This window comes from Streptomyces malaysiensis subsp. malaysiensis (genome assembly GCF_040653035.1).
GTDB lineage: Bacteria > Actinomycetota > Actinomycetes > Streptomycetales > Streptomycetaceae > Streptomyces > Streptomyces malaysiensis.
This window is the reverse complement of sequence record NZ_JBEZNG010000029.1, coordinates 68,576-94,845: the sequence shown is the minus strand read 5'-3', so window position 1 is coordinate 94,845 and position 26,270 is coordinate 68,576. Positions and strand designations below refer to the sequence as shown.

General features: G+C 69.2%; 24 protein-coding genes, 1 tRNA gene and 1 riboswitch. Of the genes, 15 read left to right on the top strand and 10 right to left on the bottom strand.

Annotation, left to right across the window (positions count from 1 at the left end; genetic code table 11):
- The first annotated feature begins 33 nt into the window (after positions 1-33).
- The 3 genes from AB0E24_RS38315 to AB0E24_RS38305 all read left to right on the top strand — a co-directional run bounded on the left by AB0E24_RS38315 (position 34) and on the right by AB0E24_RS38305 (position 2,187).
- Positions 34-651, top strand: coding sequence for a SurA N-terminal domain-containing protein (locus AB0E24_RS38315; protein ID WP_359384216.1), 618 nt, complete (start codon positions 34-36; stop codon positions 649-651).
- Complete coding sequence (locus tag AB0E24_RS38310; protein ID WP_202543849.1) at positions 612-1,658, top strand: nucleoside triphosphate pyrophosphohydrolase; 1,047 nt, start codon at positions 612-614, stop codon at positions 1,656-1,658. The genes AB0E24_RS38315 and AB0E24_RS38310 overlap by 40 nt, the downstream gene beginning before the upstream one ends.
- Positions 1,659-1,767: 109 nt before the next feature.
- Entirely contained in the window at positions 1,768-2,187 is a 420-nt protein-coding gene (locus tag AB0E24_RS38305; protein WP_167501988.1) for a DUF6479 family protein, read from the top strand.
- A 137-nt stretch (positions 2,188-2,324) separates the two neighbouring features.
- Here the strand turns inward: AB0E24_RS38305 and AB0E24_RS38300 are convergent, their stop codons facing one another.
- From AB0E24_RS38300 to AB0E24_RS38270, 7 genes are all read right to left on the bottom strand, one after another.
- Positions 2,325-3,698 (bottom strand): tryptophanase, encoded by a 1,374-nt coding sequence (locus tag AB0E24_RS38300; protein WP_069873434.1) that lies wholly within the window; start codon positions 3,696-3,698, stop codon positions 2,325-2,327.
- Between the two features lie 50 nt (positions 3,699-3,748).
- The gene (locus tag AB0E24_RS38295) at positions 3,749-4,897 is read right to left on the bottom strand and encodes a tryptophan dimethylallyltransferase family protein (protein WP_079257922.1); all 1,149 of its coding nucleotides are present in this window, start codon (positions 4,895-4,897) and stop codon (positions 3,749-3,751) included.
- A 346-nt stretch (positions 4,898-5,243) separates the two neighbouring features.
- The gene (locus AB0E24_RS38290) at positions 5,244-6,590 is read right to left on the bottom strand and encodes a cytochrome P450 (protein ID WP_079257921.1); all 1,347 of its coding nucleotides are present in this window, start codon (positions 6,588-6,590) and stop codon (positions 5,244-5,246) included.
- 9 nt (positions 6,591-6,599) lie between these two features.
- Positions 6,600-7,190, bottom strand: a complete 591-nt coding sequence (locus tag AB0E24_RS38285; RefSeq protein ID WP_079257920.1) for a GTP-binding protein — start codon at positions 7,188-7,190, stop codon at positions 6,600-6,602.
- Positions 7,165-7,536, bottom strand: coding sequence for a DUF742 domain-containing protein (locus tag AB0E24_RS38280; RefSeq protein ID WP_069873427.1), 372 nt, complete (start codon positions 7,534-7,536; stop codon positions 7,165-7,167). The genes AB0E24_RS38285 and AB0E24_RS38280 overlap by 26 nt, the downstream gene beginning before the upstream one ends.
- Positions 7,533-7,934, bottom strand: a complete 402-nt coding sequence (locus AB0E24_RS38275; protein WP_069873425.1) for a roadblock/LC7 domain-containing protein — start codon at positions 7,932-7,934, stop codon at positions 7,533-7,535. The genes AB0E24_RS38280 and AB0E24_RS38275 overlap by 4 nt, the downstream gene beginning before the upstream one ends.
- Positions 7,931-9,076, bottom strand: a complete 1,146-nt coding sequence (locus AB0E24_RS38270) for a sensor histidine kinase (protein ID WP_069873423.1) — start codon at positions 9,074-9,076, stop codon at positions 7,931-7,933. The genes AB0E24_RS38275 and AB0E24_RS38270 overlap by 4 nt, the downstream gene beginning before the upstream one ends.
- A gap of 668 nt (positions 9,077-9,744) precedes the next feature.
- Between AB0E24_RS38270 and AB0E24_RS38265 the strand changes: the two genes are divergently transcribed.
- The 9 genes from AB0E24_RS38265 (at position 9,745) to AB0E24_RS38225 (ending at position 20,228) form a co-directional block, all read left to right on the top strand.
- Complete coding sequence (locus AB0E24_RS38265) at positions 9,745-10,998, top strand: cytochrome P450 family protein (RefSeq protein ID WP_359384210.1); 1,254 nt, start codon at positions 9,745-9,747, stop codon at positions 10,996-10,998.
- Between the two features lie 153 nt (positions 10,999-11,151).
- On the top strand, positions 11,152-12,150 hold the full coding sequence (locus AB0E24_RS38260) for a transglycosylase family protein (RefSeq protein WP_359384208.1): 999 nt from the start codon (positions 11,152-11,154) through the stop codon (positions 12,148-12,150).
- A gap of 253 nt (positions 12,151-12,403) precedes the next feature.
- Positions 12,404-12,571: riboswitch (cyclic di-AMP (ydaO/yuaA leader) on the top strand.
- Positions 12,572-12,578: 7 nt separating this feature from the next.
- Complete coding sequence (locus tag AB0E24_RS38255; RefSeq protein ID WP_147966224.1) at positions 12,579-13,265, top strand: transglycosylase family protein; 687 nt, start codon at positions 12,579-12,581, stop codon at positions 13,263-13,265.
- A 228-nt stretch (positions 13,266-13,493) separates the two neighbouring features.
- Complete coding sequence (eno, locus tag AB0E24_RS38250) at positions 13,494-14,774, top strand: phosphopyruvate hydratase (RefSeq protein ID WP_069873415.1); 1,281 nt, start codon at positions 13,494-13,496, stop codon at positions 14,772-14,774.
- Between the two features lie 92 nt (positions 14,775-14,866).
- A complete protein-coding gene (locus tag AB0E24_RS38245; protein ID WP_069873413.1) occupies positions 14,867-15,349 on the top strand; it encodes an FtsB family cell division protein in 483 nt (160 codons plus the stop codon).
- Between the two features lie 70 nt (positions 15,350-15,419).
- On the top strand, positions 15,420-15,968 hold the full coding sequence (locus tag AB0E24_RS38240) for a DUF501 domain-containing protein (RefSeq protein ID WP_099014010.1): 549 nt from the start codon (positions 15,420-15,422) through the stop codon (positions 15,966-15,968).
- Positions 15,965-16,924, top strand: coding sequence for a Ppx/GppA phosphatase family protein (locus AB0E24_RS38235; RefSeq protein ID WP_359384204.1), 960 nt, complete (start codon positions 15,965-15,967; stop codon positions 16,922-16,924). The genes AB0E24_RS38240 and AB0E24_RS38235 overlap by 4 nt, the downstream gene beginning before the upstream one ends.
- Before the next feature lie 395 nt (positions 16,925-17,319).
- Positions 17,320-18,699 (top strand): NAD(P)/FAD-dependent oxidoreductase, encoded by a 1,380-nt coding sequence (locus AB0E24_RS38230; RefSeq protein WP_079257915.1) that lies wholly within the window; start codon positions 17,320-17,322, stop codon positions 18,697-18,699.
- A gap of 218 nt (positions 18,700-18,917) precedes the next feature.
- On the top strand, positions 18,918-20,228 hold the full coding sequence (locus AB0E24_RS38225; RefSeq protein ID WP_099014009.1) for an SAM-dependent methyltransferase: 1,311 nt from the start codon (positions 18,918-18,920) through the stop codon (positions 20,226-20,228).
- A 75-nt stretch (positions 20,229-20,303) separates the two neighbouring features.
- Here the strand turns inward: AB0E24_RS38225 and AB0E24_RS38220 are convergent, their stop codons facing one another.
- Positions 20,304-22,844: an ABC transporter permease gene (locus tag AB0E24_RS38220; protein WP_359384201.1), complete on the bottom strand. Its 2,541-nt coding sequence runs from the start codon at positions 22,842-22,844 to the stop codon at positions 20,304-20,306.
- Between the two features lie 94 nt (positions 22,845-22,938).
- The gene (locus tag AB0E24_RS38215) at positions 22,939-23,721 is read right to left on the bottom strand and encodes an ABC transporter ATP-binding protein (protein ID WP_069873402.1); all 783 of its coding nucleotides are present in this window, start codon (positions 23,719-23,721) and stop codon (positions 22,939-22,941) included.
- 403 nt (positions 23,722-24,124) lie between these two features.
- On the opposite strand from AB0E24_RS38215, the gene AB0E24_RS38210 reads away from it, so the two are divergent.
- Positions 24,125-24,207, top strand: a tRNA-Leu gene (locus AB0E24_RS38210).
- 185 nt (positions 24,208-24,392) lie between these two features.
- Positions 24,393-25,289: a Bax inhibitor-1/YccA family protein gene (locus AB0E24_RS38205; RefSeq protein WP_069873400.1), complete on the top strand. Its 897-nt coding sequence runs from the start codon at positions 24,393-24,395 to the stop codon at positions 25,287-25,289.
- Positions 25,290-25,445: 156 nt separating this feature from the next.
- Here AB0E24_RS38205 and AB0E24_RS38200 read toward each other — a convergent pair whose 3' ends face one another.
- Positions 25,446-25,676, bottom strand: coding sequence for a DUF4287 domain-containing protein (locus tag AB0E24_RS38200; protein WP_069873484.1), 231 nt, complete (start codon positions 25,674-25,676; stop codon positions 25,446-25,448).
- A gap of 128 nt (positions 25,677-25,804) precedes the next feature.
- Between AB0E24_RS38200 and AB0E24_RS38195 the strand changes: the two genes are divergently transcribed.
- On the top strand, positions 25,805-26,137 hold the full coding sequence (locus tag AB0E24_RS38195) for a hypothetical protein (protein ID WP_435865369.1): 333 nt from the start codon (positions 25,805-25,807) through the stop codon (positions 26,135-26,137).
- Positions 26,138-26,270: the final 133 nt, after the last annotated feature.

The window sequence follows — 26,270 nt, the reverse complement described above, 5'->3', positions numbered from 1 at the left end:
TGTCGCGCCGCACGATCTCTGCCGGGAGGCTCAATGATCCGCCGCCGTACTGCGCTCACCGTCTCCGCCGCGTCCGCGCTGCTGCTCTCCGCGCCTTTGCTCACCGCGTGCGGCGACGCTCCGCGGCCCGGCGCCGCGGCGGTCCTGGACGACGGCCGGATCACCGTGTCCCAGCTCCAGTCACAGGTCAAGGCCGTCCGGGAGGCGCAGGGCAATGACCCGAGGGCGGCTCAGATGGTCGCGGGCAGCGGCCGGCTGAGCCAGGACACGCTGATCCGGATGATCCAGTTCCGGGTGATCGAGCGGGCCGGTAAGGACAACGGGATCAGCCCCAGCCGCCGCGAGGTCCAGCGTGCCCGCGCCGCCGCCGAGAAGCAGAGCGGCGGGGGCACCGCCCTGCGCGCCCTGTATCTCCAGCAGGGCATCGCGCCCGACGGGATCGACGGGGCGGTCCGGATGGACCTCACGCGCAACGGCCTGCTGCGCAAGCTGGGCACCTCCAAGGTCAACGAGGTGTTCACCCAGACCTCCAAGGCGCTCCACATCAAGGTGAACCCCCGCTACGGAAAGTGGGACAACACCCAGGGCACCGCCGTCCTGGCCAAGGAGGCATGGCTGCGCACCTCCGGCGGTACCCCGGAGCAGGCGTAAGTTACGTTTCAGGGGTGACCGCACCTGACTCGCCCGCCCCCGCCGACGCCACCGCCCCCACCGGCCGCATCGTCCTGCTCACCACCAGCCACCGGGTGGCGCCCGGGCTGCTGTCCTGGCCCGCCTGGCAGGCGCTGCGCGGTGCCGACCGGGTGCTCTCCGGCGATCCGGACCATCCGCAGCTGCCGTATCTGCGGGAGGCGGGCGTCGAGGTGGAGCCGGGCTCCCCGGCCGCGCGCGAACTGGTCGACTACTGCCTGGCGGAGGGCGGCCGCACGGCCGTCGTGATCACCTCCGCCGAGGGCGAGTCCGAGCTGACCGACGGGCTGGCGCGGCTGGCCGGATCCGGCCGTGCGGCGATGCCGGACCTGGAGCTGCTGCCCGGTTCCTACGATCTGCCGGGCGCGCGGCTGCTCGATCTGGTGCAGGTCATGGACCGGATCCGCGCCGAATGCCCGTGGAGCGGCACCCGGACCAACGAGGAGCTGGTGAAGTACGGCATCGAGGAGGCGTACGAACTCGTCGAGGCCATCGAGGAGGGCGACCGCGAGGCGCTGCTCGAAGAGCTCGGGGATGTGCTGCTCCAGGTCGTCTTCCACGCCCGGATCGCCCAGGACGACCCCGAGCACCCGTTCTCGATCGACGATGTGGCGGGCGGCATCGTGGACAAGCTGATCCACCGCCATCCGCATGTCTTCGGCGACGAGTCCGCCGAGACCGCCGAGGACGTCCGGCGCCACTGGCTGCGGACCAAGGCGGCCGAGAAGCGGCGCGATTCGGTCACCGAAGGGGTGCCGCTCGCTCAGCCCTCGCTCGCGCTGACCGCCAAGCTGGCCTTCCGCGCCCGTACGGCCGGTCTCGACGTGGCGCTGCCGGACGGTGCGGGCATCGGCTATGAGCTGCTGGCGCTCGCGGTGCGCGCGGAGGCGGACGGTGTGGACCCGGAGGCGGCGCTGCGCGCGGCGGCCCGCGCCTACCGTGACGCGATCCGGGCGGCGGAGGGCTGAGCGGACCGGCGGAAGTCGACCGGGCCCAGGCGGCGCGGTAGGACGGCGCGGGAGCCGTGTGGTCCCGGAGGCCGGGTGATATCCGGGCGGGTCCGGGTACCCGGCCGGCATGGATACGTACACCGAGGATCTCGCCGTGGCCCGGGACCTGCTGATCGGGACGGGTCCGTTCATCGTCGGTCTGGTGGTCGTCATCCTGTGCGTCGGGGCCGTGTGGTGGGGGATACGGCTACGGGCCCGTGAAGCGGCCCCGCCCCAGCGGCCGCAGCCCCGCGCCGGTGCCTGGCAGAAGGCCCAGGAGGCCGACCACGAGGCCAGGGCGGCGGGCCACGGCCCGGGGCACCAGGACGACGGGGACCGGGTCGGCTATGTCACCCAGCACCGCGAGCCCGATGAGCTGGACCGGGACGGTGGCCGCCGCCGTCCGTACGAACTGGGCGGCTCCGGGACCCGGGACTCCGGCGAGGGCGGCGCGGAGACCCGGCCGACCTGGACCGAGGGCGGCAGCGGCTCGTTCGGCAACGGCTGAACGGCGTGCACCCGGCACGCGGCACGCGGTGCCGGGGCGGCGCCGGGGTGCCGGGGCGGCGCGCCGGGGCGGGCGTACGACGCGGGCCCGGCACCGGTGGTTTCCGGTGCCGGGCCCGCGGTCCGGTCGTGCGGCGGTCAGCCCCTGAGGGGCACCGGCTCCAGCGTGGCGCGGAAGTGGCGCAGGATCGGGGACTGCTCGGTGATCCGGAAGCCGTACACCTGGTCCGCGTTCTTGGCGATCTTCGCGAGCGTCTCACCCACGTGGTCGTAGTGGCTACGGGTGTAGACCCGGCGCGGCAGGGCGAGCCTGACCAGCTCGTACGGCGCGCTCTTCACCGGGTTTCCGTGTTCGTCCTCCTCACCGAGGTAGAGCGATCCCAGCTCGGCCGAGCGGATGCCGCCCTCCAGATAGAGCTGGCAGGCCAGGGCATGGCCGGGGTAGTGGTGGGACGGGATGTGCGGCAGCAGCCGTCCGGCGTTGAGGTAGAGCGCGTGCATACCGGGCGGCTCGACGATGTCCACGCCCGCGGCGCGGACCCGCTGGGCGAGGTGGGAGGCGATCCCGGCGCGCTCGGCGAGATAGCTCACCTCGGTCACCTCGGTCAGCCCCTGCGCCATCATGTCGAGGTCGCGTCCGGCCAGACCGCCGTAGGTCGCGAACCCCTCGGTGGCGATGAGGAGCAGCTCGCACTTCTGGGCGAGCTCCGGGTCGTTGGTGCCGATGAAGCCGCCGATGTGGACGATGCCGTCCTTCTTGGCGCTCATCATGCAGCCGTCGGCCAGCCGAAACGCTTCCTCCGCGACCTGCCGGGGGGTGCGGTCGCGGTAGCCCTCCTCATGGCGGGTGACCAGCCAGGCGTTCTCCGCGAACCGGGCGGCGTCCAGGAAGAGCGGAACCCCGTGCTGACGGCAGAGCGCGGCCGTCCGCTTGAGGTTCTCCATGGAGACGGGCTGGCCGCCACCGCCGTTGTTGGTGATCGTCATGACCACCACCGCCACCCGGGAGCCCTCGGGCCCGGACAGCGTCCGGGCGAGCGCGTCCAGGTCGATGTTGCCCTTGAACGGGTCGGTGCTGTCGAGGTTCTTGGCCTCCGGACACGGCAGGTCGCGCGCCTCGGCCTCGTTCAGCTCGACATTGGCCCGGGTGGTGTCGAAGTGGGTGTTCGACAGCACCAGATTGCCGCGCTCCAGCAGGGTGGTGAACAGCACCCGCTCCGCGGCGCGCCCCTGGTGGGCCGGGAGGACATGTGCGTAACCCGTGAGCTCGGTGACCGTCTCATGGAACCGGTAGAACGAGCGGGATCCCGAGTAGGACTCGTCGCCGGCCATTCCCGCGGCGAGCTGGGCGGCGGAGAGTGCCCCGGTGCCCGAGTCGGTGAGCAGATCGATGGTCACCTCTTCGGCACGCAGGTCGAAGAGGTTGTAGTTGACACGCTTCAGCGCTTCTTCGCGCTGCTGCCGTGTGGTGAAGGGTATCGGTTCGACAACCTTGATCCTGTACGGCTCCACGCTGACCGCTGCTCCTGTCTTCTGTTCGTTGTTCCGTGTCTCGGCGGATGTCACAGCCGTGCCCGCACCCGGTCGCGGGTGGGGAGCGTCTCGCGGGGCGGCCGTGTCTCATACGCCTCGGAGGAGACGTAGACGGTCACCCGCAGCGGTCGGCCGCGCTGGTGGACCAGTGCCAGATAGGCGATCAGGCCCACACCGTCGCCGAGGGGGCGCGGGCTCACTGCCGCCAGCGCCCGGTCCAGGGCCGTACTGTCCATGCCATTGCCGCGCAGTACGGCCACTGCCCGCTCCCGTGCCTCGCCGTCGTGCCGGACGTAGTCGCGGACGGGCACGTGGAGGGTGTATCCGCTGGGCAGTCCGCTCGCCGTCTCCGTGAAGGAGTGGCAGGTGAGGGCGGGGCGTCCGGTGAGCCGGTCGGTGCCCTCGTCGTCGGCGCCGAGTTCCCCGGGGGCGGGGAGGTCGCCGACGGTGCGGAAGAACTCCTCCAGCCCCTCCCGGCCCGGCGCGGGCGTCATCCTGGCGAGGGAGCCCGCTTCGGTGGGGGACAGGCCGGGGTGCTTGAGGTAGACCTTCACCCGTGGGGCGTCCCAGTCGCCGAGGTCCAGGGCGAAGAACGGGAAGCCCTCCGCCCGGGGCAGCGAGTCGAACGCCTGGTGATGGCCCAGCCTGGCCAGCGCCTCGCGGATCGTTTCCGCGGCCCGGTCGGCGCCGTTCGCCGAGGGGTTGAGATAGACCTTCACCCCGGGGACCCCGCCGGGGCGGAGCTCCAGGGCACACCACAGGGCCAGCGGGCCCTGGGGGGAGCCGGGGAAGAACAGGTCCTCGAGCCGGTCGAGCTGGTTGGTCGAGAACCCCCAGCGGTCCGCCATGGCGTGGATCGCCTGGAGACCGGCCCGGCCATTTTCGGCCAAGTCGTCGCCGCTGGAGCAACCCGGCTCCACCAGCACCCGCAAATCCGGAGCCCGGCCCGGCAGGAACGCCAGGGAGAACTCCACGGGGCTGTGGTCGTCGGAGAGAAAGGTTCGCGACGGGGGCGGCAGGGCCAACGGCCGTCCGGCCGAGGCCCCCAGACTCTCGATCAGCACCCCCCTGTAGGCGGCCGTATCGGCCTCACTCAACCCCGCCACCTGGCACAGCTGGGTCAGCTGCCCCGTGGCGAGGTCACCGAGCAGCACCTCACCCGAACGGAAACCGTTCATCGAACCTCCCGCTGAATCGAGAGGAACGGCTGTTTGGGTTTGTGCGGCGGGAAAACCCGCTCTTCACGTCCCACGAGAAGATACCCGCCCGGTGGGGCGGGTATCTGGGTTCCCATCGCGTGTGCTTCCGCGAAATTAGGGTAGGTGTTCGATTGGCCGCAGGGGTGGGGGTGCGGTCGAGGTATGAGTGAAACCGCGGATCGTCGACCGACACTGATGTCGTCGGCGGCGGGAGACCTCACGACAGCTCCTCTTAGATTTTGGCCAACAAAAATTGCGCGATAGTTCCTACCCGTCCTGTTGAACATTCATGCGGTATGAAATGGGAACCCCGGTGTGACCTAGATCACGCCCTCCACCAGGTGAGGAACGAACTCCACAAGCCGCCCCTCTCCTGCTTATTCTGGGCGTGGGCGCGATGATCGCCCGTGGGGATCTCCTGCCTGGTAACAGGCTGTTTATCCGTACGTATCGGAGTGAATCGGGCGGGTAGTGCGGTAAGCCCGCGGTTGAACGGGCCCGGACGCCAAGTGAGACTCGACTCCGGCACCGCGATTTCGATGTCCGGCAGCTTGTTGAGCAGTTTTTCGATGGCCACCACACCAATGAGCTGAGCGGTGTCCTTGGCCGGGCAGGCGTGCGGACCGGCGCTCCATGCGAGGTGGGCCCGCTTGCTGAGCTGCTGCCGGGAGGCGGACAGGGCCGGGTCGGTGTTCGCAGCCGCGATGGAGACCAGTACCAGATCGCCGGCCCGCAGTCGGGTTCCGGCGAAGTCCACATCCGAAACCGGATAATGCGGAGCGTAGTTGGCCATCGGCGGGCTGTTCCACAGCACATCGTCTATGGCGTCCTCGACCAGCAGCCCGGCTCCCGAGTACCGCTCGTCGGAGAGCAGAAGCAGCAGTGCGTTGGCGATGAGATTCCGCTGGGGCTCGGCGCCGGAACCCAGCAGCAGCACCAGCTGATGAACCATTTCTTCATCGTTCAGCTGGGAATGGTGCTGCATAAGCCAGGAGGTGACATCCTCCCCGGGCTGCTTGCGCTTCAGCTGGACGAGCTCGGCGACGCTCTGGCCGAGTACCTCGTTCGCCTTCTCCGCATTGATTCCGTCGAAAATCCCGGAGATACCGAAGATGACCCGGTCGCCGATCTCGGCCGGGCATCCGAAGAGCTCATTGAAAACGAACAGCGGCAGCAGCTTGGCGTAATCGTTGAGCAGATCGGCGGAGCCCCGGGCGAGGAACTGGTCCATCAGATATTCCGAGACGCGCTCGACATGGCGGCTCAGTCGATGCGCATCCACCCGGGCCAGGCTGTCGGTCACCGCCTGACGCAGCCGCATATGCTCGGCGCCATCGGTGAACATGCAGTTCGGCCGGTATTCCAGCAGCGGGACGACCGGATTGTCCCGACTGACCTTGCCTTCGTTGTAGTCGCGCCAGCGGCGCGAGTCCTTCCGGAAGGTGTCCGGATTCTGAAGCAGCTGGAGCGCCGCCGAGTAGTCGGTGACCAGCGTGGCCTCGACCCCGGGGGAGAGCTCTACCGGCGCGGCCGGGCCGTACGAGCGCATATACGTGTAGTAGGCACCCGGATCGGCGGCGAACTCCGTCCCGTACAGCGGCACCCGCTTGCCGCTGCCATGGGCGGGGCAGCCGGGTGGTGGCACCGCCGGAAAATCCGATTGCATGTTCATCAGGTGCTCCTAGCGGGTACGTTCCTGTAGGTAACGGACAAGCGTTATCAGCGCGTTGGCCGATGACTTCTCGTCACGTGCGTCACAGGTGACGATCGGGGTCTCGGGCAGCAGATCGAGCGCCTCGCGCAATTCCTCGTCGGGGCGGTCCGGTGTGCCGGCGAAGTGGTTGACGGAAATCGCATAGGGGAGCCCGTAGTGCTCCACCAGGTCGATCACCGGGAAGGACTCCTTGAGCCGTTCGGGATCGACGAGAATCAGTGCCCCGAGAGCGCCTCGGGTCATGTCCTCCCACACCTGGACGAAGCGTTCCTGTCCAGGTGTGCCGAAGAGATACAGGACAAGTCTGTCGCTGAGTGTGAGGCGACCGAAGTCCATGGCCACGGTGGTCGTGGTCTTGCCCCGGGTGCCCATGAGGTCATCGACGTGGGCTCCGGCCTGAGTCATCCGCTCCTCGGTGCGCAGCGGAGGGATCTCGGACATGGTGCCGATGAACGTCGTCTTGCCGACCGCGAAGTGCCCCACGACCAGGATCTTGGCCGCGATCTGCACCGCATCGTTCAGATAGACGTCGTCATCCGAAACGGGCCTGGAGCCCATCCAGCACCTCCTGAAGGAGCGAAACATCGACAAGCTGCGCGGGGGGCGCGGGGGCGCGGGTGACCAGATATCCGTCCGTCGAGAGATCGGACAGCAGGACCTTCACGATGCCGATCGGAAGCCCCATGTGCCCGGCTATCTCGGCAACCGACAGGTAACCACCCGCGCACAGCTCCAAGAGCCTGCGCTTCTCCGGGTCGAGATGACCGGGTTGTCTCTGTTCGGACGCGGTGACCAGTGTGATCAGGTTGAACTGGTCATTCTCCGGGAGCCCTCGACCGTTGGTGATGACATACGGTCGCACTAATTGAGCGGACTCGGGCTCCTGCTCGCCTGGTGCCGTCATGCCTGGATACCGGTGTTTTCGCGAGGTGGTGTGGTCAGCGCCTTGCCGAGCTGCCCGACAAGCTGCTGCATCCGGAAGGTGATGTCGGCCATGTCGACATCCGGAGCGGAGGAGACCGCCAGATAGGCGCCCTCACCCGCGGAGATGAGGAAGACCCAGCCACCGTCGAACTCGACCAGGGTCTGGCGCCACGTCATATGGGTGCCACCGCAGAAGCCGGCCATGGTGCGGCTCAGCGACTGGATGCCGCTCATCGCCGCCGCGACGGTGTCGGCCTCGTCCTTTGCGACCTCTTGAGAACGGGCCATCAGCAGACCGTCGGCGGAGACCAGGATCGCGTGACGAGCCCCTGGTACTTCCAGGGCGCTCTCAAGCATCCATGACAGGTCGTTGTTCACTGAGGATCATGCCCTTCCCTGTTCGGGTTTGATGCTGAGCGTCCGGACTGAGTGCCGCGCTGGAAGGCGCCCATGATCGAAGCGGTTTCCTCGCTCGTCCGGCCCTGGGCACCCTGGGCGTCCGTTCTGGGGACGATGGAAATCGCACCCTTGCGGCGACGTTTGGGCAGGCCCCCGGTGGTGGAACCGCTCACGGTGGAAGCACTCAAGGTGGAACCGCTCATATGCGGCTCGTCGGCCGCGTCGGGAACGTGGGTCGTCGGCTGCTCTTCCGGCTCGGGCATATTGGTCAGAAGGTCCTCGGGGAGAAGCACAACCGCGCGTACACCACCGTAGGGAGAGGCCGAATCGACGGACACCGTGAAGCCGTAGCGCGCGGCGAGCACACCGATCACCGCGAAACCGAACTGCGGCGGATTGCCGAGTCCTGTTACACCTGTGGCGTGCGTGGCCGAGAGCAGCTTGTCCGCCCGGTTCTTCTCCTCCTCGTTCATACCGACGCCGGCGTCGTCGATGATGACGCAGACGCCCTTGGGGACGGTACGAATGGTGATGTCGATCGGCGAGTCGGGAGCGGAGTAACTGGTCGCGTTGTCCAAAAGCTCGGCCAGCGCCAGTGCGACCGGCTCCACGGCCCGGCTCACCAGGGCGAAGTTGCTCTGCGAGCGGATCTCCACCCGGGTGTAGTGACGGATGCGGCCCTTCGCGCTGCGCACCACGTCGTACACCGAGGCGACGGCCCGCTGCCGGCCCAGCCAGCCGTCACAGAGCACCGCGATGGACTGGGCACGCCGACCGAACTGCGAGTTCATGTGGTCGATCTCCAGGAGGTCCTGGAGAAGCTGGTGCTCGCCGTACTTTTCCTGGGTCTTGGAGAGGGCCAGCTGCTGCTCGTTGGCGAGACCCTGAAGCGTACGCATAGCGGACTTCAGCGCACTCTTGGTGGCTTCCTCGGCGCGACTCTGGGCGTCCTGCACCGCCTCGGCGTAATTGTTCTCGAGCTCGGCCGAGCGTTTCTCGAGCTCCGCCTTCTCCTGGCGCAGATTCGCCCGCGCCCTTCGCCCGCGGATAATGGCGGTTGCGGCGAGAGGCGTGCCAGCGATCAGGGCCCAGAGTGCTGGATCCTGTAGATATTGCGTCATTGAGACTCTCTTTAAACGACTAGACCGCCAGGGACTTTAGGGGGTGTGGTGCGTTTGCGTCTGGAATGGTCTGAGCGGCGGTAAGTCAGCGCCCGTACGGCGCCCGCGGGTTCCGGGGACATCGCACTCGTCTTGCCGACGGCAGCGCACAGGCGTCGGTGCGCCGGAACGGCTCCATATGCCCAACTGGCGGCATAATGCTCCTCAGAGTGGGGATCCTCTCGGCTGATGTGCCGGATCGCCGTGTGTCTTACGCGCCCTTGGCTCGCCTGGCAAGCGCGGTGATCGTATCACCGGTAACCCCGGTCTCCGCGCATGTGCCCCGGTCCCATTCGTTCATCTGACGTTGGCTCATGCGCACCGCCAGTTCACTGCGTTGACCGACGTCAGGGCGGGTCTCGGGGGTTCGTACCAGGGCGGCGCGGGCATCCGCCGAACGGGGGCCTCAGCCATCAGATATCCGGGCATTCGACCCGCGCTGTGTGTGGATCGTGAAGGGTGTGTGGAGATGAATGGTGAATTCCGCTAGCCATTCATCCCGCTCATGACTCCCTTATTCTCTTTGTTCCGCTTTGTTTGGCTTTGTTTCTCTTATTCCGTTATTTCGCTTGTCTCCCGGTACTTCCGGCAGGCCGGGCGGGGCGGGCCCTCGCCGGTATCGTCGGGGGGTGTCGGAACAGCCCTGTGACAACTCCGCTCCCACCCTCTTCACCTGGGAGTTCGCCACCGATCCCTACCCTGCGTACGCCTGGCTACGCGACCACGCCCCCGTGCACCGCACCACGCTGCCCAGCGGTGTCGACGCCTGGCTGGTGACCCGTTACGCGGATGCAAAGAAGGCGCTGGCCGATCCCCGGCTCTCGAAGAACCCCCAGCGGCACAGCGCGGCGGCCCACGCCAAGGGCAAGGTGGGCATCCCCGGGGAGCGCAGCGCCGAGCTGATGACGCATCTGCTCAATATCGACCCGCCGGACCACACCCGGCTGCGGCGGCTGGTGTCGAAGGCGTTCACCCCGGGCCGGGTGGCCGAGTTCGCCCCCCGGGTGCGGACCCTCACCGATCAGCTCATCGACGCCTTCGAGGAGAGGGGAGAGGCGGACCTCATCCATGAGTTCGCCTTTCCCCTCCCTATCTATGCCATCTGCGATCTGCTCGGGGTGCCGCGGGAGGACCAGGACGATCTGCGGGACTGGGCGGGCATGATGATCCGCCACGGCTCCGGACCCCGGGGCGGAGTGGCCCGAGCGGTGAAGCGGATCCGCGGGTACCTCGCCGAGCTGATCCACCGCAAGCGCGGCGATCTCGGCGAGGACTTGATCTCGGGGCTGATCCGGGCCAGCGACCACGGTGAGCACCTCACCGAGAACGAGGCCGCCGCGATGTGCTTCGTGCTTCTTTTCGCCGGCTTCGAAACGACCATCAACTTGATCGGCAACGGCGTCTACGCACTGCTGCGCAATCCGGAGCAGCGCGCCCAGATGCAGCGGGCGGTGGAAGAAGGGGACGAGCGGCTGCTGGCCGCCGGGGTCGAGGAGCTGCTGCGCTACGACGGACCCGTGGAGATCGCCACCTGGCGGTTCGCCACCGAGCCGCTCACCCTCGCGGGGCAGCGCATCGCCGAGGGCGAGCCGGTGCTGGTGGTGCTCGCCGCCGCCGACCGGGACCCCGAGCGGTTCGCGGCGCCCGATGTCCTCGACCTCGCCCGCCGGGACAATCAGCACCTCGGCTACGGCCACGGCATCCATTACTGTCTGGGCGCCCCGCTGGCCCGGCTGGAGGCCCGGACCGCGATCGGCACCCTGCTGCGGCGGCTGCCCGGACTACGGCTCGCGGCCGATCCGGAGGATCTGCGATGGCGCGGCGGGCTCATCATGCGCGGGCTGCGCACGCTTCCGGTGACCTGGAATTCCACCGGCGGCTGAAGGCCCAAGCCCCGTACGGCGCGACATAGGTGACGAAACATCAGCCGTGTGACCTCGGCGTGACCTGGGATACATCCGCTTGTGATGATCGAGGGCCCTCGCTATGTTCACCGGCAAACCCAGTCGCCATAGCGCCTAGGAGAGGTCAATCGCATGCGTTCCGGTAATGGTCGACACCGTCGCCCTCGTCAGGTCCCGGCCATCATCGTCGCGGCGGGGGTCACGGGGGCGGGCCTCGCCATCCCCCTCTTCGGGGCGGCCGGCGCACAGGCCGCCCCGGCCGCCACCTGGGACCAGGTCGCCGAGTGCGAGAGCGGCGGGATGTGGAGTGCCAACGAGGGCAACGGCTTCTACGGCGGGCTTCAGCTGACCCTCGACATGTGGAAGCAGTATGGCGGCGCGGAGTACGCCCCGCGCCCCGACCTGGCCAGCCGCTCCCAGCAGATATCCGTCGCCGAGGCGATCCTCGGCGACCGTGGCCCCGACGCCTGGCCGAGCTGTGCGCTGGGCGCCGGGCTCGCCGATGACGCCGGCGCCCCCGATGGGGACCCCGGCGGTGCGGCCACCGCGGACCCGGGCACGGGCCGCGGCGGGGACGAGCCGGGGGACCGAGGGCAGGACGGCTCCTCCTCCCCGTCGCGGGACGGTTCGGAGACATCCGGCAATACCGATAAGACGGATGAGCCGGGCTCGGCCGAGGGGTCCGAGGCGCCCGACGCCTCCCAGTCCCCCGACGGGCGGGACGGCTCGGAGTCGGACCGCCGGGCCTCGGACGGTCCGGAGTCGGGCGGTCCGGAGTCGGGTGGCTCCGACCGCTCGAAGGAGCCCTCGACGACTCCCTCCGCCGACCCCACGTCCTCCGGCCGCCACCGCGGCGCCCCGGACGCGGGGGAGCGGGCCGACGACGGCGGTTCGTCGGACGCCCGGCCCTCCGGGCGCCATGCCTCGCGCGAGGCTGCGGACCGCGAGCAGAGCCCCACGGGTGACGATTACACCGTTCGCCCCGGTGACAACCTGTCAGGGATCGCCGAGCACCGGAATGTGGCCCGGGGTTGGGAAGGGATCTACGAAAACAACGAGGACCTCATCGGGGTCGACCCCGACCTGATCATCCCTGGTCAGCGACTTGACCTCACCATCAGGGAGCAGTGATTCGGGGGGAATTGCCCGATCTGGTTCCGGTGAGACATACATCTCGTCACAATATCCGGGCCGTACCCCGTGTCCGATCTCTCCTCGCCCGGCCTACCTGCGTCGATGTGGACCGGGTGAGATCAATTACATACCCATTCGCTCCGCTTGGGGTGTTTGAACGTTCTCGGAAGGTGTGTTTACCGTTTTTCCGCTCGCCACCGCGGGCACCGCCGATCGTCACGCCGAATCCTGCCGGCGGTCGGGGGAAACCGACGCGTCAGCGCCGAAGGCAGGAGCGGGGGACCCAAGGTAGGTGCCGAGTGGCCTGTGGACACGGGCTTGTCGGCTAGGGGTGAAGCCGGGCGCGACCATCGCGACCGGCCGGGCAACTCACGTCCGAACCCGACAGCTCACCTCGTAGGCGTCGGTGAGGAAACGAACCAAACATGCTCAAGTCCAACGGGAAGCACCGCCGTCCCTCCAAGGCCACCCGTATCGCCGCACTCACCGGTCTCGCCGGTGCCGCCGTGGCGGCGCCGCTGATCGGGGCGACCTCCGCTTCCGCCGCCACCACCTCCCAGTGGGACCAGGTCGCGCAGTGCGAGTCCGGCGGCAACTGGTCCATCAACACCGGCAACGGCTACTACGGCGGCCTTCAGTTCTCGAGCTCCACCTGGGCCGCCTACGGCGGCACGGCCTACGCCTCCACCGCGGACAAGGCGAGCAAGGCCCAGCAGATCCAGATCGCCGAGAAGGTCCTCGGCAGCCAGGGCAAGGGCGCCTGGCCGGTCTGCGGCACGGGCCTGACCTCCGGCGGCAGCCCGTCCGCGCCGTCCGCGCCGTCCGGTTCGCAGGACCAGTCCTCGGCCTCCACCAAGTCGGCCCCGGCCGCCAAGCCGGCCCAGCCGAAGGCGGAGCCCCGTACCGCGCCCGAGCACGCCGCGCGCCAGGAGGCCCGTGGCCCGATCAAGAAGGGTGACGGCGAGTACAAGGTCAAGTCCGGCGACACCCTCGGCAAGATCGCCAAGGCGCACGATGTCAAGGGCGGCTGGAAGAAGCTCTTCAAGCTGAACAAGGACATCATCGAGAAGGCCGACCTCATCTTCCCGGGCCAGCAGCTGCACCTCCGCTGAGCCACGGCCACGGATACGGCTACTGCCTGAACGAGCCCCGGTCGAACGTGCCGCCCCGACGGCACGTTCCGCCGGGGCTCACGCATTCCCCGGAAATCCGGATATGTAATCCGGAATCTCGCTTTTTGTGTCACGCCCCCGTCTCGTGGGGCGGGCGAACGCGGGGCGCAGCCCTCCCGGCCCGTTAGGCTCGTGCTGCTACCGCAGACCCATACGAAGGAGAACCTCGTGCCGTCCATCGACGTCGTCGTAGCTCGCGAGATCCTCGACTCGCGAGGCAACCCCACGGTCGAGGTCGAGGTCGGCCTCGACGACGGCAGCACGGGCCGTGCCGCCGTTCCGTCCGGCGCCTCCACCGGCGCCTTCGAGGCCCTCGAGCTCCGTGACGGCGACAAGAACCGCTACAACGGCAAGGGCGTGGAGAAGGCCGTCCTCGCCGTGATCGAGCAGATCGGTCCCGAGCTGGTCGGCTATGACGCCACCGAGCAGCGGCTGATCGACCAGGCGATGTTCGACCTGGACGCCACCCCGGACAAGTCCTCGCTCGGCGCCAACGCGATCCTCGGTGTCTCCCTCGCCGTAGCGCACGCCGCCTCCGAGGCGTCCGACCTCCCCCTCTTCCGTTACCTCGGCGGCCCGAACGCCCATCTGCTGCCGGTCCCGATGATGAACATCCTCAACGGCGGGTCGCACGCGGACTCCAATGTGGACATCCAGGAGTTCATGATCGCCCCGGTCGGCGCGGAGTCCTTCTCCGAGGCCCTGCGCTGGGGCACCGAGGTCTACCACACCCTGAAGTCCGTGCTGAAGGAGCGCGGTCTGTCCACCGGCCTCGGCGACGAGGGCGGCTTCGCGCCGAACCTCGGCTCCAACCGCGAGGCCCTGGACCTGATCCTCGAGGCGGTCAAGAAGGCCGGCTACCAGCCGGGCCAGGACATCGCGCTCGCGCTGGACGTCGCCGCCTCCGAGTTCTACAAGGACGGCACCTACCAGTTCGAGGGGCAGTCCCGCACCGCCGCCGAGATGACCTCGTACTACGCCGAGCTGGTCGACGCGTACCCGCTGGTCTCCATCGAGGACCCGCTGAACGAGGAGGACTGGGAGGGCTGGAAGACCATCACCGAGCAGCTCGGCGACAAGGTCCAGCTGGTCGGCGACGACCTCTTCGTCACCAACCCCGAGCGGCTGTCCCGCGGTATCGACAGCGACACCGCCAACGCCCTGCTGGTCAAGGTCAACCAGATCGGCTCGCTGACCGAGACCCTGGACGCCGTCGAGCTGGCCCAGCGCAGCGGCTACAAGTGCATGATGTCGCACCGCTCCGGTGAGACCGAGGACGTCACCATCGCCGACCTGGCCGTCGCCACCAACTGCGGCCAGATCAAGACCGGCGCCCCGGCCCGCTCCGAGCGGGTGGCCAAGTACAACCAGCTGCTGCGCATCGAGGAGATCCTCGACGACGCCGCGGTGTACGCGGGCCGTTCCGCCTTCCCGCGCTTCAAGGGCTGAGCGGACACGTCTGACACCCGTCCCCGGCCGCGGTCCCGTACCGTGGCCGGGGACGGCGTTACTCGAAGCGAAGTCATCACCGGGGAGGCGACGTGCCGGCGGATCGCGAACGGTTCTCCACCGCGACCAGGCTCAAGGCGCTCGGCGAGCACGCCGCCGCCCGGGTCTACCGCGTGCGGACCAAGCGCCGCCGGGGCCGGCTGACCGGCCGGGCGGCCCTGCTCGCGCTGGTCGTCTGCTCCCTCGTCGTGGCGCTCGCCTATCCGATGCGGCAGTACATCTCCCAGCGCTCCGACATCGCCGAGCAGCGGCGCGAGGCCCAGCGGGCCCGTGAGGACGTCAAGCAGCTGCGGGAGCAGAAGGCCCGGCTGCGCGACCCCGCCTACACCGAGCGGCAGGCCCGGGAGCGGCTGCACTTCCTGATGCCGGGGGAGACCGGCTACAGCGTGGTGGACGGCAGCGGCTCCGCCGAGCGCTCCACCGACCAGGGCGCGGCCGGCCGCCCCTGGTACACCAACCTCTGGGACGCCGTGGACACGGCGGACGCGGCGGGGGCGGCCGGCGCGGCCCGCTGAGGCGCCGCGCCCCGGCCACCACCGGCGCACCCGGTGACGAATCGAAACGAAGAAGAAGAACTTCCCACTCATGGATACGCCCCCGCCCCAGACGGAGCCCACCGCGCCCACCGACGCGGACATCCACGCCGTACGGGAGCAGCTGAACCGCGTGCCCCGGGGTCTGCGTGCGATCGCGCACCGCTGCCCCTGCGGCAATCCGGACGTCGTGGAGACCGCGCCGCGGCTCGAGGACGGTACGCCCTTCCCCACCCTCTACTACCTGACCTGTCCGCGCGCCGCGTCCGCGATCGGCACGCTGGAGGCCGGGGGTGTGATGAAGGAGATGACGGCCCGGCTGGCCACCGATCCCGAACTCGCCGCCGCCTACCGCGCCGCCCACGAGGACTACATCGCGCGCCGCGACGCCGTCGAGGTGCTCCAGGGCTTCCCCAGCGCGGGCGGGATGCCGGACCGGGTGAAGTGCCTGCACGTCCTGGTCGCCCATGCGCTCGCGGCCGGTCCCGGGGTCAATCCGCTCGGGGACGAGGCGCTCGCGATGCTGCCGGAGTGGTGGCGGAAGGGACCGTGTGTCGGCCCCCGCGGGGCCGAGGACACGAGCCGGGAGGAGAGCGCATGACCCGCGTCGCCGCCGTGGACTGCGGCACCAACTCGATCCGGCTGCTGGTGGCCGACGCCGATCCGGCCACCGGGGAGCTGATCGAGCTCGACCGCCGGATGAAGATCGTCCGGCTGGGCCAGGGCGTGGACCGCACGGGCCGGCTGGCCCCCGAGGCGCTGGAGCGCACCTTCGCCGCCTGCCGCGAGTACGCCGAGGTCATCCGGGAGCTGGGCGCCGAGCGCGTCCGTTTCGTGGCCACCTCCGCGTCCCGCGATGCCGAGAACCGCGAGGAGTTCGTGCGCGGGGTCATGGAGATCCTGGGCGTCGAACCGGAGGTGATCAGCGGGGACCAGGAGGCGGAGTTCTCCTTCACCGGGGCCACCAAGGAGCTCATGGGCCGGTCCCATGTGCCCGGGCCGTATCTGGTGGTGGACATCGGCGGTGGTTCGACGGAGTTCGTCGAGGGCGGCGAGGGGGTGCGGGCGGCCCGCAGCGTGGACATCGGCTGCGTCCGGCTGACCGAGCGCCATCTGGCGGTGGACGGCCGGATCACCGATCCCCCGACGGAGGATCAGATCGCGGCCATAAAGTGCGATGTCGACACGGCGCTGGACCTCGCCGAGCGGACCGTGCCGCTCACCCGCGCCTGCCGTCCCGCGGACGGCCACGCCCTGGTCGGGCTGGCCGGTTCGGTCACCACGGTGGCCGGGATCGCGCTGGGCCTGGCGGAGTACGAGTCCTCCGCGATCCACCACTCCCGGATCACGCTCGACCAGGTCCGCGAGATCACCGGCAAGCTGCTCGGCTCCACCCACGACGAGCGGGCGAGGATCCCGGTGATGCATCCGGGACGGGTCGACGTGATCGGCGCGGGGGCGCTCATCCTGCTTTCGATCATGGAAAGGACCGGTGCCGAGGAGGTCGTGGTGAGCGAACATGACATCCTCGACGGGATCGCCTGGAGCATCGCCTGAGCGGGCGGAATAACGTATGAGCGGCCGCGGAACCCCCTTCGGGGGCCCTCCGCGAGCCCCCTCCGGGAAAGTTCGTGAAACTCTTCACATGAAAAAGGCGCCTGGTGGCCGCCCGATGCGGCGCTCCAGGGCGGTTTCGGTGACCGGGTCCCATAACTGACCGGATCGTGAGGTGTCGGGGAGGTGTCGCGGACCCCTGCGCGGGGTGCGTGGTCTACTCCCGCGTTCAGCCACAAGCCCTGCTCAGGGGGGCCGGGAACGTGTGAATCCGGCCAGTGGTTCCGCCCCGTTCGTATGGTATCCAGCACAGGGGCGGCGGAGTGTAGCAGATACCTCCACTATGCTTGTGAAGGGGCTCACGAGGTGCCCCCCTGGGGGTGCTGGATACTCGAATCATGAGCACCACGGAGCGTCCCAGGATCCTCGTTGTAGGCGGTGGGTACGTAGGCCTGTACGCGGCGCGCCGCATCCTCAAGAAGATGCGGTACGGCGAGGCGACCGTCACGGTCGTCGACCCCCGCTCGTACATGACGTACCAGCCCTTCCTCCCCGAAGCTGCTGCCGGCAGCATCTCCCCGCGCCACGTCGTGGTTCCGCTGCGGCGCGTGCTCCCCAAGGCGGAGGTCCTCACCGGCCGAGTGTCGACCATCGACCAGGACCGCAAGGTCGCCGTCGTCCAGCCGCTCGTCGGCGAGACGTACGAGCTGCCCTTCGACTACCTGGTCGTCGCCCTCGGCGCGGTCTCCCGTACCTTCCCGATTCCCGGTCTCGCGGAGAACGGTATCGGTATGAAGGGCATAGAGGAGGCCATCGGCCTGCGCAACCACGTCCTCGAACAGCTCGACAAGGCCGACTCCACCACGGATGAGGAGATCCGGCGCAAGGCGCTCACCTTCGTCTTCGTCGGCGGTGGCTTCGCCGGTGCGGAGACCATCGGCGAGGTCGAGGACATGGCCCGTGACGCCGCCAAGTACTACCCCAATGTCAAGCGCGAGGACATGCGGTTCGTCCTCGTCGACGCCGCCGACAAGATCCTCCCCGAGGTCGGCCCGAAGCTGGGCAAGTGGGGTCTGGAGCACCTCCAGAAGCGCGGTATCGAGGTCTACCTCGAGACCTCGATGAACTCCTGCATCGACGGCCATGTCGTCCTCAAGAACGGCCTGGAGGTCGACTCCAACACCATCGTGTGGACCGCCGGCGTCAAGCCCAACCCGGCGCTCGCCCGGTTCGGCCTGCCGCTCGGCCCGCGCGGCCACGTGGACACCGCCCCGACCCTCCAGGTCCAGGGCTCCGACTACATCTGGGCCGCCGGTGACAACGCCCAGGTCCCGGACCTCGCCGTCGGCGAGGGCGCCTGGTGCCCGCCGAACGCCCAGCACGCGCTGCGCCAGGCGAAGGTCCTCGGTGACAACGTGATCTCCGGTATGCGGGGCTTCCCGCAGAAGGAGTACAAGCACGCCAACAAGGGTGCCGTCGCGGGCCTGGGCCTCCACAAGGGCGTCGCGATGATCGTCTTCGGCAAGATGAAGATCAAGCTGAAGGGCCGTCTGGCCTGGTACATGCACCGTGGCTACCACGGCATGGCCATGCCGACCTTCAACCGCAAGATCCGGGTGGTCGCCGACTGGACACTGGGGATGTTCCTCAAGCGCGAGGTCGTCTCGCTCGGCGCGATCGAGAACCCCCGCGAGGAGTTCTACGAGGCCGCCTCCCCGGTCAGCGCCGCCGTCGTGGCCAAGCCGTCGGTCCCGGCCGAGAAGGCCAAGGCATCCTGACCACCGGCCGGATACCCGGCCGGATCCGTACGAATGACGCCGAGGGCGTCCGCCATCCGTGGGGCGGACGCCCTTACGTCTGCCCTCGGACGCCCTCCGATGGCGCGCTTTTGAAGCTGTTTTGCCGATTCCAGACGTGTCGGCGGGACTGCGCAGCCGCTTCCATGGTGTTTACGTGGTGAGTGAATCTTCTTGACTCGCCATCATGGAGGTGCGAAATGGCCGACGCCGCTGGGCGGATCGCCACCCTGGCCGAGGAGGTGCTGGGAACCCCTCTCCCGATCCGCGTCCGCGCCTGGGACCAGAGCGAGACCGGTCCGCCCGGTGCGCCCACCCTGGTGATCAGGCGCCGCAGGGCGCTGCGCCGGCTGCTGTGGCGGCCGGGCGAGCTGGGCCTGGCCCGTGGCTGGGTCGCCGGGGACCTCGATGTCGAGGGCGATCTGTACGAGGCCCTCGACCGGCTGTCCGGGCTGCTGTGGGAGCGCGGCCCCGCCGGCCCGCCGCGGTCCCGGCTCCGCACCGGCCTCCAGGCGCTGCGCGACCCCGCGCTGCGCACCGCCGCCCGGCGGCTGATCGCGCTCGCCGGTCCGGGGCTGCCGCCGACCCCGCCCCGTGAGGAGGTCCGTACCTCCTTCGGCCCGGTGCACTCCCTGCGCCGCGACCGGAAGGCCATCAGCCACCACTACGACGTCGGCAACGACTTCTACGAGCTGGTGCTCGGCCCCTCGATGGTCTACTCCTGCGCCTACTGGGACGGGCCGGACTCCACCCTGGAGGAGGCCCAGCGCGCCAAGCTGGACCTGGTCTGCCGCAAGCTGGCCCTGAAGCCCGGTCAGCGGCTGCTGGACGTGGGGTGCGGCTGGGGCTCGATGGTGCTGCACGCGGCGCGCGAGTACGGGGTGAGCGCCGTCGGCGTCACGCTCTCCGAGGAGCAGGCGGCGTACGCCCGTAAGCGCGTCGCGGACCACGGGCTGACCGACCAGGTGGAGATCCGGGTCCAGGACTACCGCGAGGTTCCGGACGGGCCCTACGACGCCATCTCCTCGATCGGCATGGCCGAGCATGTGGGCGCCGTGCGCTACGCCGAGTACACCGCCATCCTGCACGGGCTGCTGCGGCCCGGCGGGCGGCTGCTGAACCATCAGATCGCCCGGCGCCCCCAGCCGGACGAAGAGGCGTACCACGTGGACGAGTTCATCGACCGCTATGTCTTCCCGGACGGTGAGCTCGCGCCCGTCGGCCGGACCGTCACCCAGCTGGAGGCGGCGGGCTTCGAGGTGCGCGACGTGGAGGCCATCCGCGAGCACTACGCGCTCACGCTGCGCCGCTGGGTCGCCAACCTGGAGCGGTCCTGGGCGCGGGGCATGCGGCTGACCTCCCCGGGGCGGGCCCGGGTCTGGCGGCTCTACATGGCCGCCTCCGCCCTCTCATTCGAACGTAACCGGATCGGGGTCAACCAGATCCTCGCCGTCCGCACCCCCGAGGGCGGGGCCTCGGGGCTTCCGCTGCGCGCCCGCGACTGGCGCTGATCCGCGGCCGCGACGCGAACGTCCCCGTCCGCCCCGAAGAGGGGCGGACGGGGACGTCCCGTGTCCGGCTCGCCGCTACTCGCCCTTGATGGCCATCAGCATGTTGAGCTTGGAGGCCCGCCGGGCCGGCCACAGCGCCGCGATGACGCCCACGAGCGCGGCCATCAGCAGGAACAGCCCCATCCGGCCCCACGGCAGGACCAGCTCGTAGGTCGGCAGTTCGGTGGCGACCAGCTCACCGGCCGCCCAGCCGAAGAAGAGGCCGAGGCCGAGGCCGAGCACTCCGCCGAAGAGCGAGATGACCAGCGACTCCAGCCGCACCATCCGCTTGATGCCGCGCCGGTCCAGGCCGATCGCCCGCAGCATGCCGATCTCCTTGGACCGCTCGAAGACCGACATCGCCAGGGTGTTGATGACACCGAGCACCGCGACGATCACGGCCATGGCGAGCAGCCCGTAGAGCATGTTCAGCATCAGGGTGAAGATCATGGCGATCTCATCCGAGATGTCCTGCTTGGTCTGGATCTTGATCGCCGGGTTCTCGCCGAGCGTCTTCTTCAGGAGGTCCTTGTTGGCCTCCGTCGCGCCGCCCTTGGCCTTCAGCATCACCTGGAAGTCGGCGACCGTGGCCATGTGCGGGCTGACCGTGGCGCTGTCGACCATGACGCCGCGGATCATCTGGTTGCCCTCGTAGACACCGCCCACGGTGAGCCGGCCCTTGCGGCCGTCCTCGTAGGTCACCGGGATGGTCGAACCGACCTTCCAGCCGTGGTCATCCGCGATCTTGTCGTCGATGAGCGCCTTGGTGCCGCCGAGCGCGGTGAACGAGCCCTCGGTGAAGTCCACGTTCACCAGGTTCCGGATGGCCTTGGGGTCGACGCCGGTCAGGGAGTCGGAGTCGCCGGCGATCCGGGCCGGGGAGGCGCGCAGCGGGCTGATCGAGGTGACCTCGGGCAGCTTCGCCAGGGTCTTGGACACCTCGGGCGACAGCGGCCGCGCGCTGCCCCCGCCCATGCTGACCACGAAGTCGGACCTCAGCCCGTCGGCGGCCATCTTGTTGATCGCCTGCTGGATGCTGCCCGCGATCACCGTCATACCGGTGATCAGGGTGAGGCCGACCATCAGGGCGGAGGCGGTGGCGGCGGTACGGCGCGGGTTGCGCACCGCGTTCTGCCGGGCCAGCTTGCCGGGCATCCCGAAGATCCGCAGCACCGGGGAGGCGGCCGCGATCAGCGGCCGGGACAGCAGCGGGGTGAGCACGAAGACGCCGATCACCAGGACGGCCGCGCCGAACGCCATCGGGCCCTGGCCGTCGCCGCCCATGCCCGCACCGGCGACCACCAGGGCGATACCGCCCGCGGCGAGGATCGCGCCGATGGTGTTGCGGACCACCAGACCGCGGGTGGTCGGCGCGGCGTGCACGCTGTTCATCGCGGCGACCGGCGGGATCTTGGCGGCGCGGCGGCCGGGCAGCCAGGCGGAGAGCACGGTCACCACGACGCCCACGAGCACCGAGACCAGCACCGTGGTCGGCGCGACGACCAGCGGACCGTCCGGGACGTTGGCCCCGGTGGAGTTGAGCACCGAGCGCAGCGCGGCGCCGATGCCGATACCGGCCACGAGGCCCACCACGGCCGCGATGGCGCCCACGATGGTGGCCTCGATCAGCACCGAGCGGGTCACCTGACGGCGGGTCGCACCCACCGCCCGCATCAGGGCCAGCTCCCTGGTGCGCTGGGCGACCAGCATGGAGAAGGTGTTGACGATGATGAAGATGCCGACGAAGAGCGCGATCCCGGCGAACACCAGCATCATGGTCTGCATGCTGCTCATGCCCTGCTCGATCGCCTCGGCCTGGTCCTTGGCGAGCTTCTTGCCGGTGGTGGCCTTGGCCTGCTCGGGCAGGATCTTGTCGATCGCGGACTTCAGCGTCGTCTGCGAGGTGCCCGCGGCGGCCTTCACATCGATCTCGTCGAACTGCCCGGGCTTGCCGAACAGCTTCTGAGCGGTGGCCGTGTCGTACAGCGCGAGAGTGCCGCCGGCCGCCACATTGCCGTCGTCGGTGGTGAACACGCCGACGACCTTCTCGGTGCGCACCGGGCCGTCGACGGACACCCGGACGGAGTCCCCGGCCTTGTAGTGGCCGCGCTCGGCGGTCCTGGAGTCGAGCGCGACCTCACCGATGGCCTTGGGGGCGCGCCCCTCGGTCATCGTGTACCGGGAGTCCTTGCCGTCGGGGCCCGGGTAGTAGTTGCCGCCCCGGTTGGAGAAGCCGCCGCCGATCAGGTCGCCCTTCTTGTCGGCGACGGCGGAGTAGCCGTCCACGACGCCGTAGGCGGAGGCGGCGCCGGCCGCCTTGCCCGCCTGGTCCAGCAACTGCTGGCTCAGCCGGGGCGCGTCACCGGGGTTGGTCGCGTCGTCGTCCTTCTTGTCCGGGGCGATGGCGACGTCGACGCCCTCGTAGCCCTTCTGAGAGCTCTTCTGATAGGCGTCGGAGATGGTGTTGGTGAAGACCAGGGTGCCGGCCACGAAGGCCACGCCGAGCATCACGGCGAGCACGGTCATCAGCAACCGGGCCTTGTGCGCAAGCACATTGCGCAGGGCTGTACGGAGCATGAGGTGTCAGTCCTGAAGGGTGGTGTGGGGAGGTGCGGGGCGGCATTGGCGAGTGAAACCGAGCCTCCAAAAAAGGGGGGAGGCGCGCCCTGCGTCAGCTCGTGCGGCCCTTGGCGTCGAAGCGCTTCATGCGGTCAAGCACCGAGTCGGCGGTGGGGTTGCGCAACTCGTCCACGATCTGGCCGTCGGCGAGGAAGACCACCCGATCGGAGTAGGACGCGGCGACCGGGTCATGGGTCACCATCACGATCGTCTGGCCGAGTTCACGCACCGAGTTGCGGAGGAAGCCCAGGACCTCGGCGCCGGAGCGGGAGTCCAGGTTGCCGGTCGGCTCGTCGGCGAAGATGATCTCCGGCTGGCCGGCCAGGGCGCGGGCCACCGCCACACGCTGCTGCTGACCACCCGACAGCTGGTTGGGGCGGTGCTTGAGCCGCCCGGCGAGACCGACCGTGGCCACGACCTGGTCCAGCCACGCCTGGTCGGCCTTACGGCCCGCGATGTCCATCGGGAGGGTGATGTTCTCCAGCGCGTTCAGCGTCGGGAGCAGGTTGAACGCTTGGAAGATGAAGCCGATCTTGTCGCGGCGCAGCTGGGTGAGCTTCTTGTCCTTGAGCGTGGTCAGTTCGACCTCGCCGATCCGGGCCGAGCCGCTGGAGATGACGTCCAGACCCGCCATGCAGTGCATCAGCGTCGACTTGCCGGAGCCGGAGGGGCCCATGATCGCGGTGAACTCCGCCTGGCGGAACTCGACGGACACCGAGTTCAGAGCGATTACCTGGGTCTCGCCCTCGCCGTAGACCTTGGACAGGTCCGTGGCGCGGGCGGCCGCCGCGGTGGCGCGTGCGGCGGTTTCAACGCCGAAGGGGGTGGTGGTCACGGTGGATGACTCCTGTCGTGCTCTGCGGGAGTGGGCGGGACGTCACTTCATCATTCCGGTTGTGAAGGGGGACGGGATCACCCCGTGCTCCGGTTCTGCGGGGGGTCTCGCGATGTAGATGGCGGGGACGGAGTCCTCCTTGAGGAGGAGAGGACACCCCGGACGGGGCGTCGAGATTGCGTCAATCCCCAGTTAATGGGGGTTCAGGGCATATCGGCAGGTCCAATGGCCGTCGGCATCTTCGGGTACCCCGCCCCGCTGCTGATGCACCCTCAGTTGCCAATAAAATAAGACAACCTCGGTCCGCGGATTCACTGTGCGGGGGCATGTCCCCGGATAGGCTCGTGCTGCTCTCTTCCAGGGGAGGGCCGTGCGCGCTCCGTGCGGCCCAGGGGGAACCGCTGCCCGGATGGTGGAATGCAGACACGGCGAGCTTAAACCTCGCTGCCCCTCGCGGGCGTACCGGTTCAAGTCCGGTTCCGGGCACCTTCAGATCCGGTGGGCGCACTCAGCGTGTGTGGACGGTCGCCCAAAGTGCGTGCGCGGGGCCCGCAGGGGCCTCGCGCGGCTTCCCCGCGCGTGAAAAGATCCTCCTTGGGCACTAGGGTGCTTTCTTTGCTTACCTATTACTCTTGAGTCAAGGTCGCGCCCGGCGGCCATGGAGGAGTGAGATGAGGAGCAGCAACCCGGTCTTCTCGCGACGGGGGTTCAGCCGCAGCGGCGGCTACGCCGGTTTCGGCGCGGCGCCGCAGGCCGGGAGTCCCGCCGCCGGTCAGGCCAACCCGTACGCCGGTGGTAACCCGTACGCGCAGACGCAGGCGCCTACGAATCCCTACGCGGCGGGCGACCAGCAGAATCTGACCCCCGACCAGCTTCAGCAGATGTACGGCGCGCCGCCGGCGGGCCCGCTTCAGACCGGCCGGATGACGATGGACGACGTCGTCATGCGCACCGGGATGACCCTCGGCACCGTCATCGTCGCCGCCGCGGTCGCGTGGATCGTGCAGCTTCCGGTGGGCGTGGGCTTCGGCGCCGCGCTGGTGGCGATGGTGCTCGGCCTCGTCCAGTCGTTCAAGCGCACGGCCTCGCCTGCGCTGATCATGGGTTACGCCCTCTTCGAGGGTCTCTTCCTCGGCGTCATCAGCCAGGTCTACAACGACCGCTGGTCCGGCATCCCGATGCAGGCCGTGCTCGGCACGATGGCGGTGTTCGTCGGTGTGCTCGTCGCGTACAAGACCCGCCTCATCCGGGTGAACGCGCGATTCCAGCGCTTTGTGCTCGCCGCCGCCATCGGCTTCGTCCTGCTGATGGCGGTCAACCTGCTGTTCGCCGCCCTCGGCGGTGGGGACGGCCTCGGCTTCCGCAGCGGTGGCCTCGGCATCGTCTTCGGCCTCGTCGGTGTCGTGCTCGGCGCGGCGTTCCTGGCGATGGACTTCAAGCAGATCGAGGACGGCGTCCGGTACGGCGCTCCGCGCGAGGAGTCCTGGCTGGCGGCCTTCGGGCTGACGCTCTCGCTGGTGTGGATCTACCTGGAGCTGCTCCGGCTGATCTCGATCTTCAGGGACTAGCGCCGGGGGCGGGGGCCTGTGGTCCTCGCCCGTACCACCGGCTCACACCTGGAAGGGCCCGCGGAGGTGATCTCCTCCGCGGGCCCTTCTGTCTGTGCGGCTTAAGCCGCCCCCTTGGGTGGGTCTGGCATACACGCTTCTGCCTCCGGGCAGCGGCTACCGCAGCTTGCGTGCCGCACGCCTCAAGTCGTGTTCATGGATGATGGCTTTCGCATGGCCGTAGGCGAGCTGGTGCTCGCCGCGCAGCCAGCTGACCTTCTCCTCGAAGCGGAAGAAAGCGGGGCCCTCGTCGACGGTGCGCAGCCAGTCGGCGACTTCACGGCCTGTGCACTGGGGGATACGGGAGAGTAGGTTCCGGTGAGTCTCGTCGGAGAAGATTTGGGACATCGGCGCCTCCGGACGCTTCCATGCCGGACCCGGGTCCATGGCCCGGGTTTCCTTCAGCTCACCGTGCCTGAGTGTTCGCCCGTTGGCAACAGTCCCTCAGTGGCGCATACGCTCGGGGCGTGGATGATGTGACCCCCCTCAGCACCGCCGTCGACCGGCTCGCCGACCGGCTGCGCGCCCTTCCGCAGTCCCGGCTGCGCGCGGGCGCCGCGGCCGAAGGACTGGCACTGGCGAGGGAATTGTCGCTGCGCGCACAGCGTCTGGAGGAGCCGGACACCCCGCCGCGGATCATGCCGGACGCGGGGCTGTTCGTGGTCGCCGACCAGGTCGCGGTGGCCGGACACGACTTGGTGCACGCGCTGGAGCGTGCGCCGGGCGGCGCCGGAAGCGGACGGACGGCGCACGGGGTCGCCGAGGCGGTGGCGCTCGTGGCGGAGGCGGCCGGGCGCTGTGGGGTCTGAGGGCGCCGGTGTGGGGGCCGCGGGGTCGGCCGTACGGTTCTCGCCGTTCCGTGGGGGCGGCTTGGCGCCGGCCGTTTCGGTTACGCCCGTTTCGTACTCGGTTCGGCTCGCCGCTTCGTACTCGGTTCGTGTT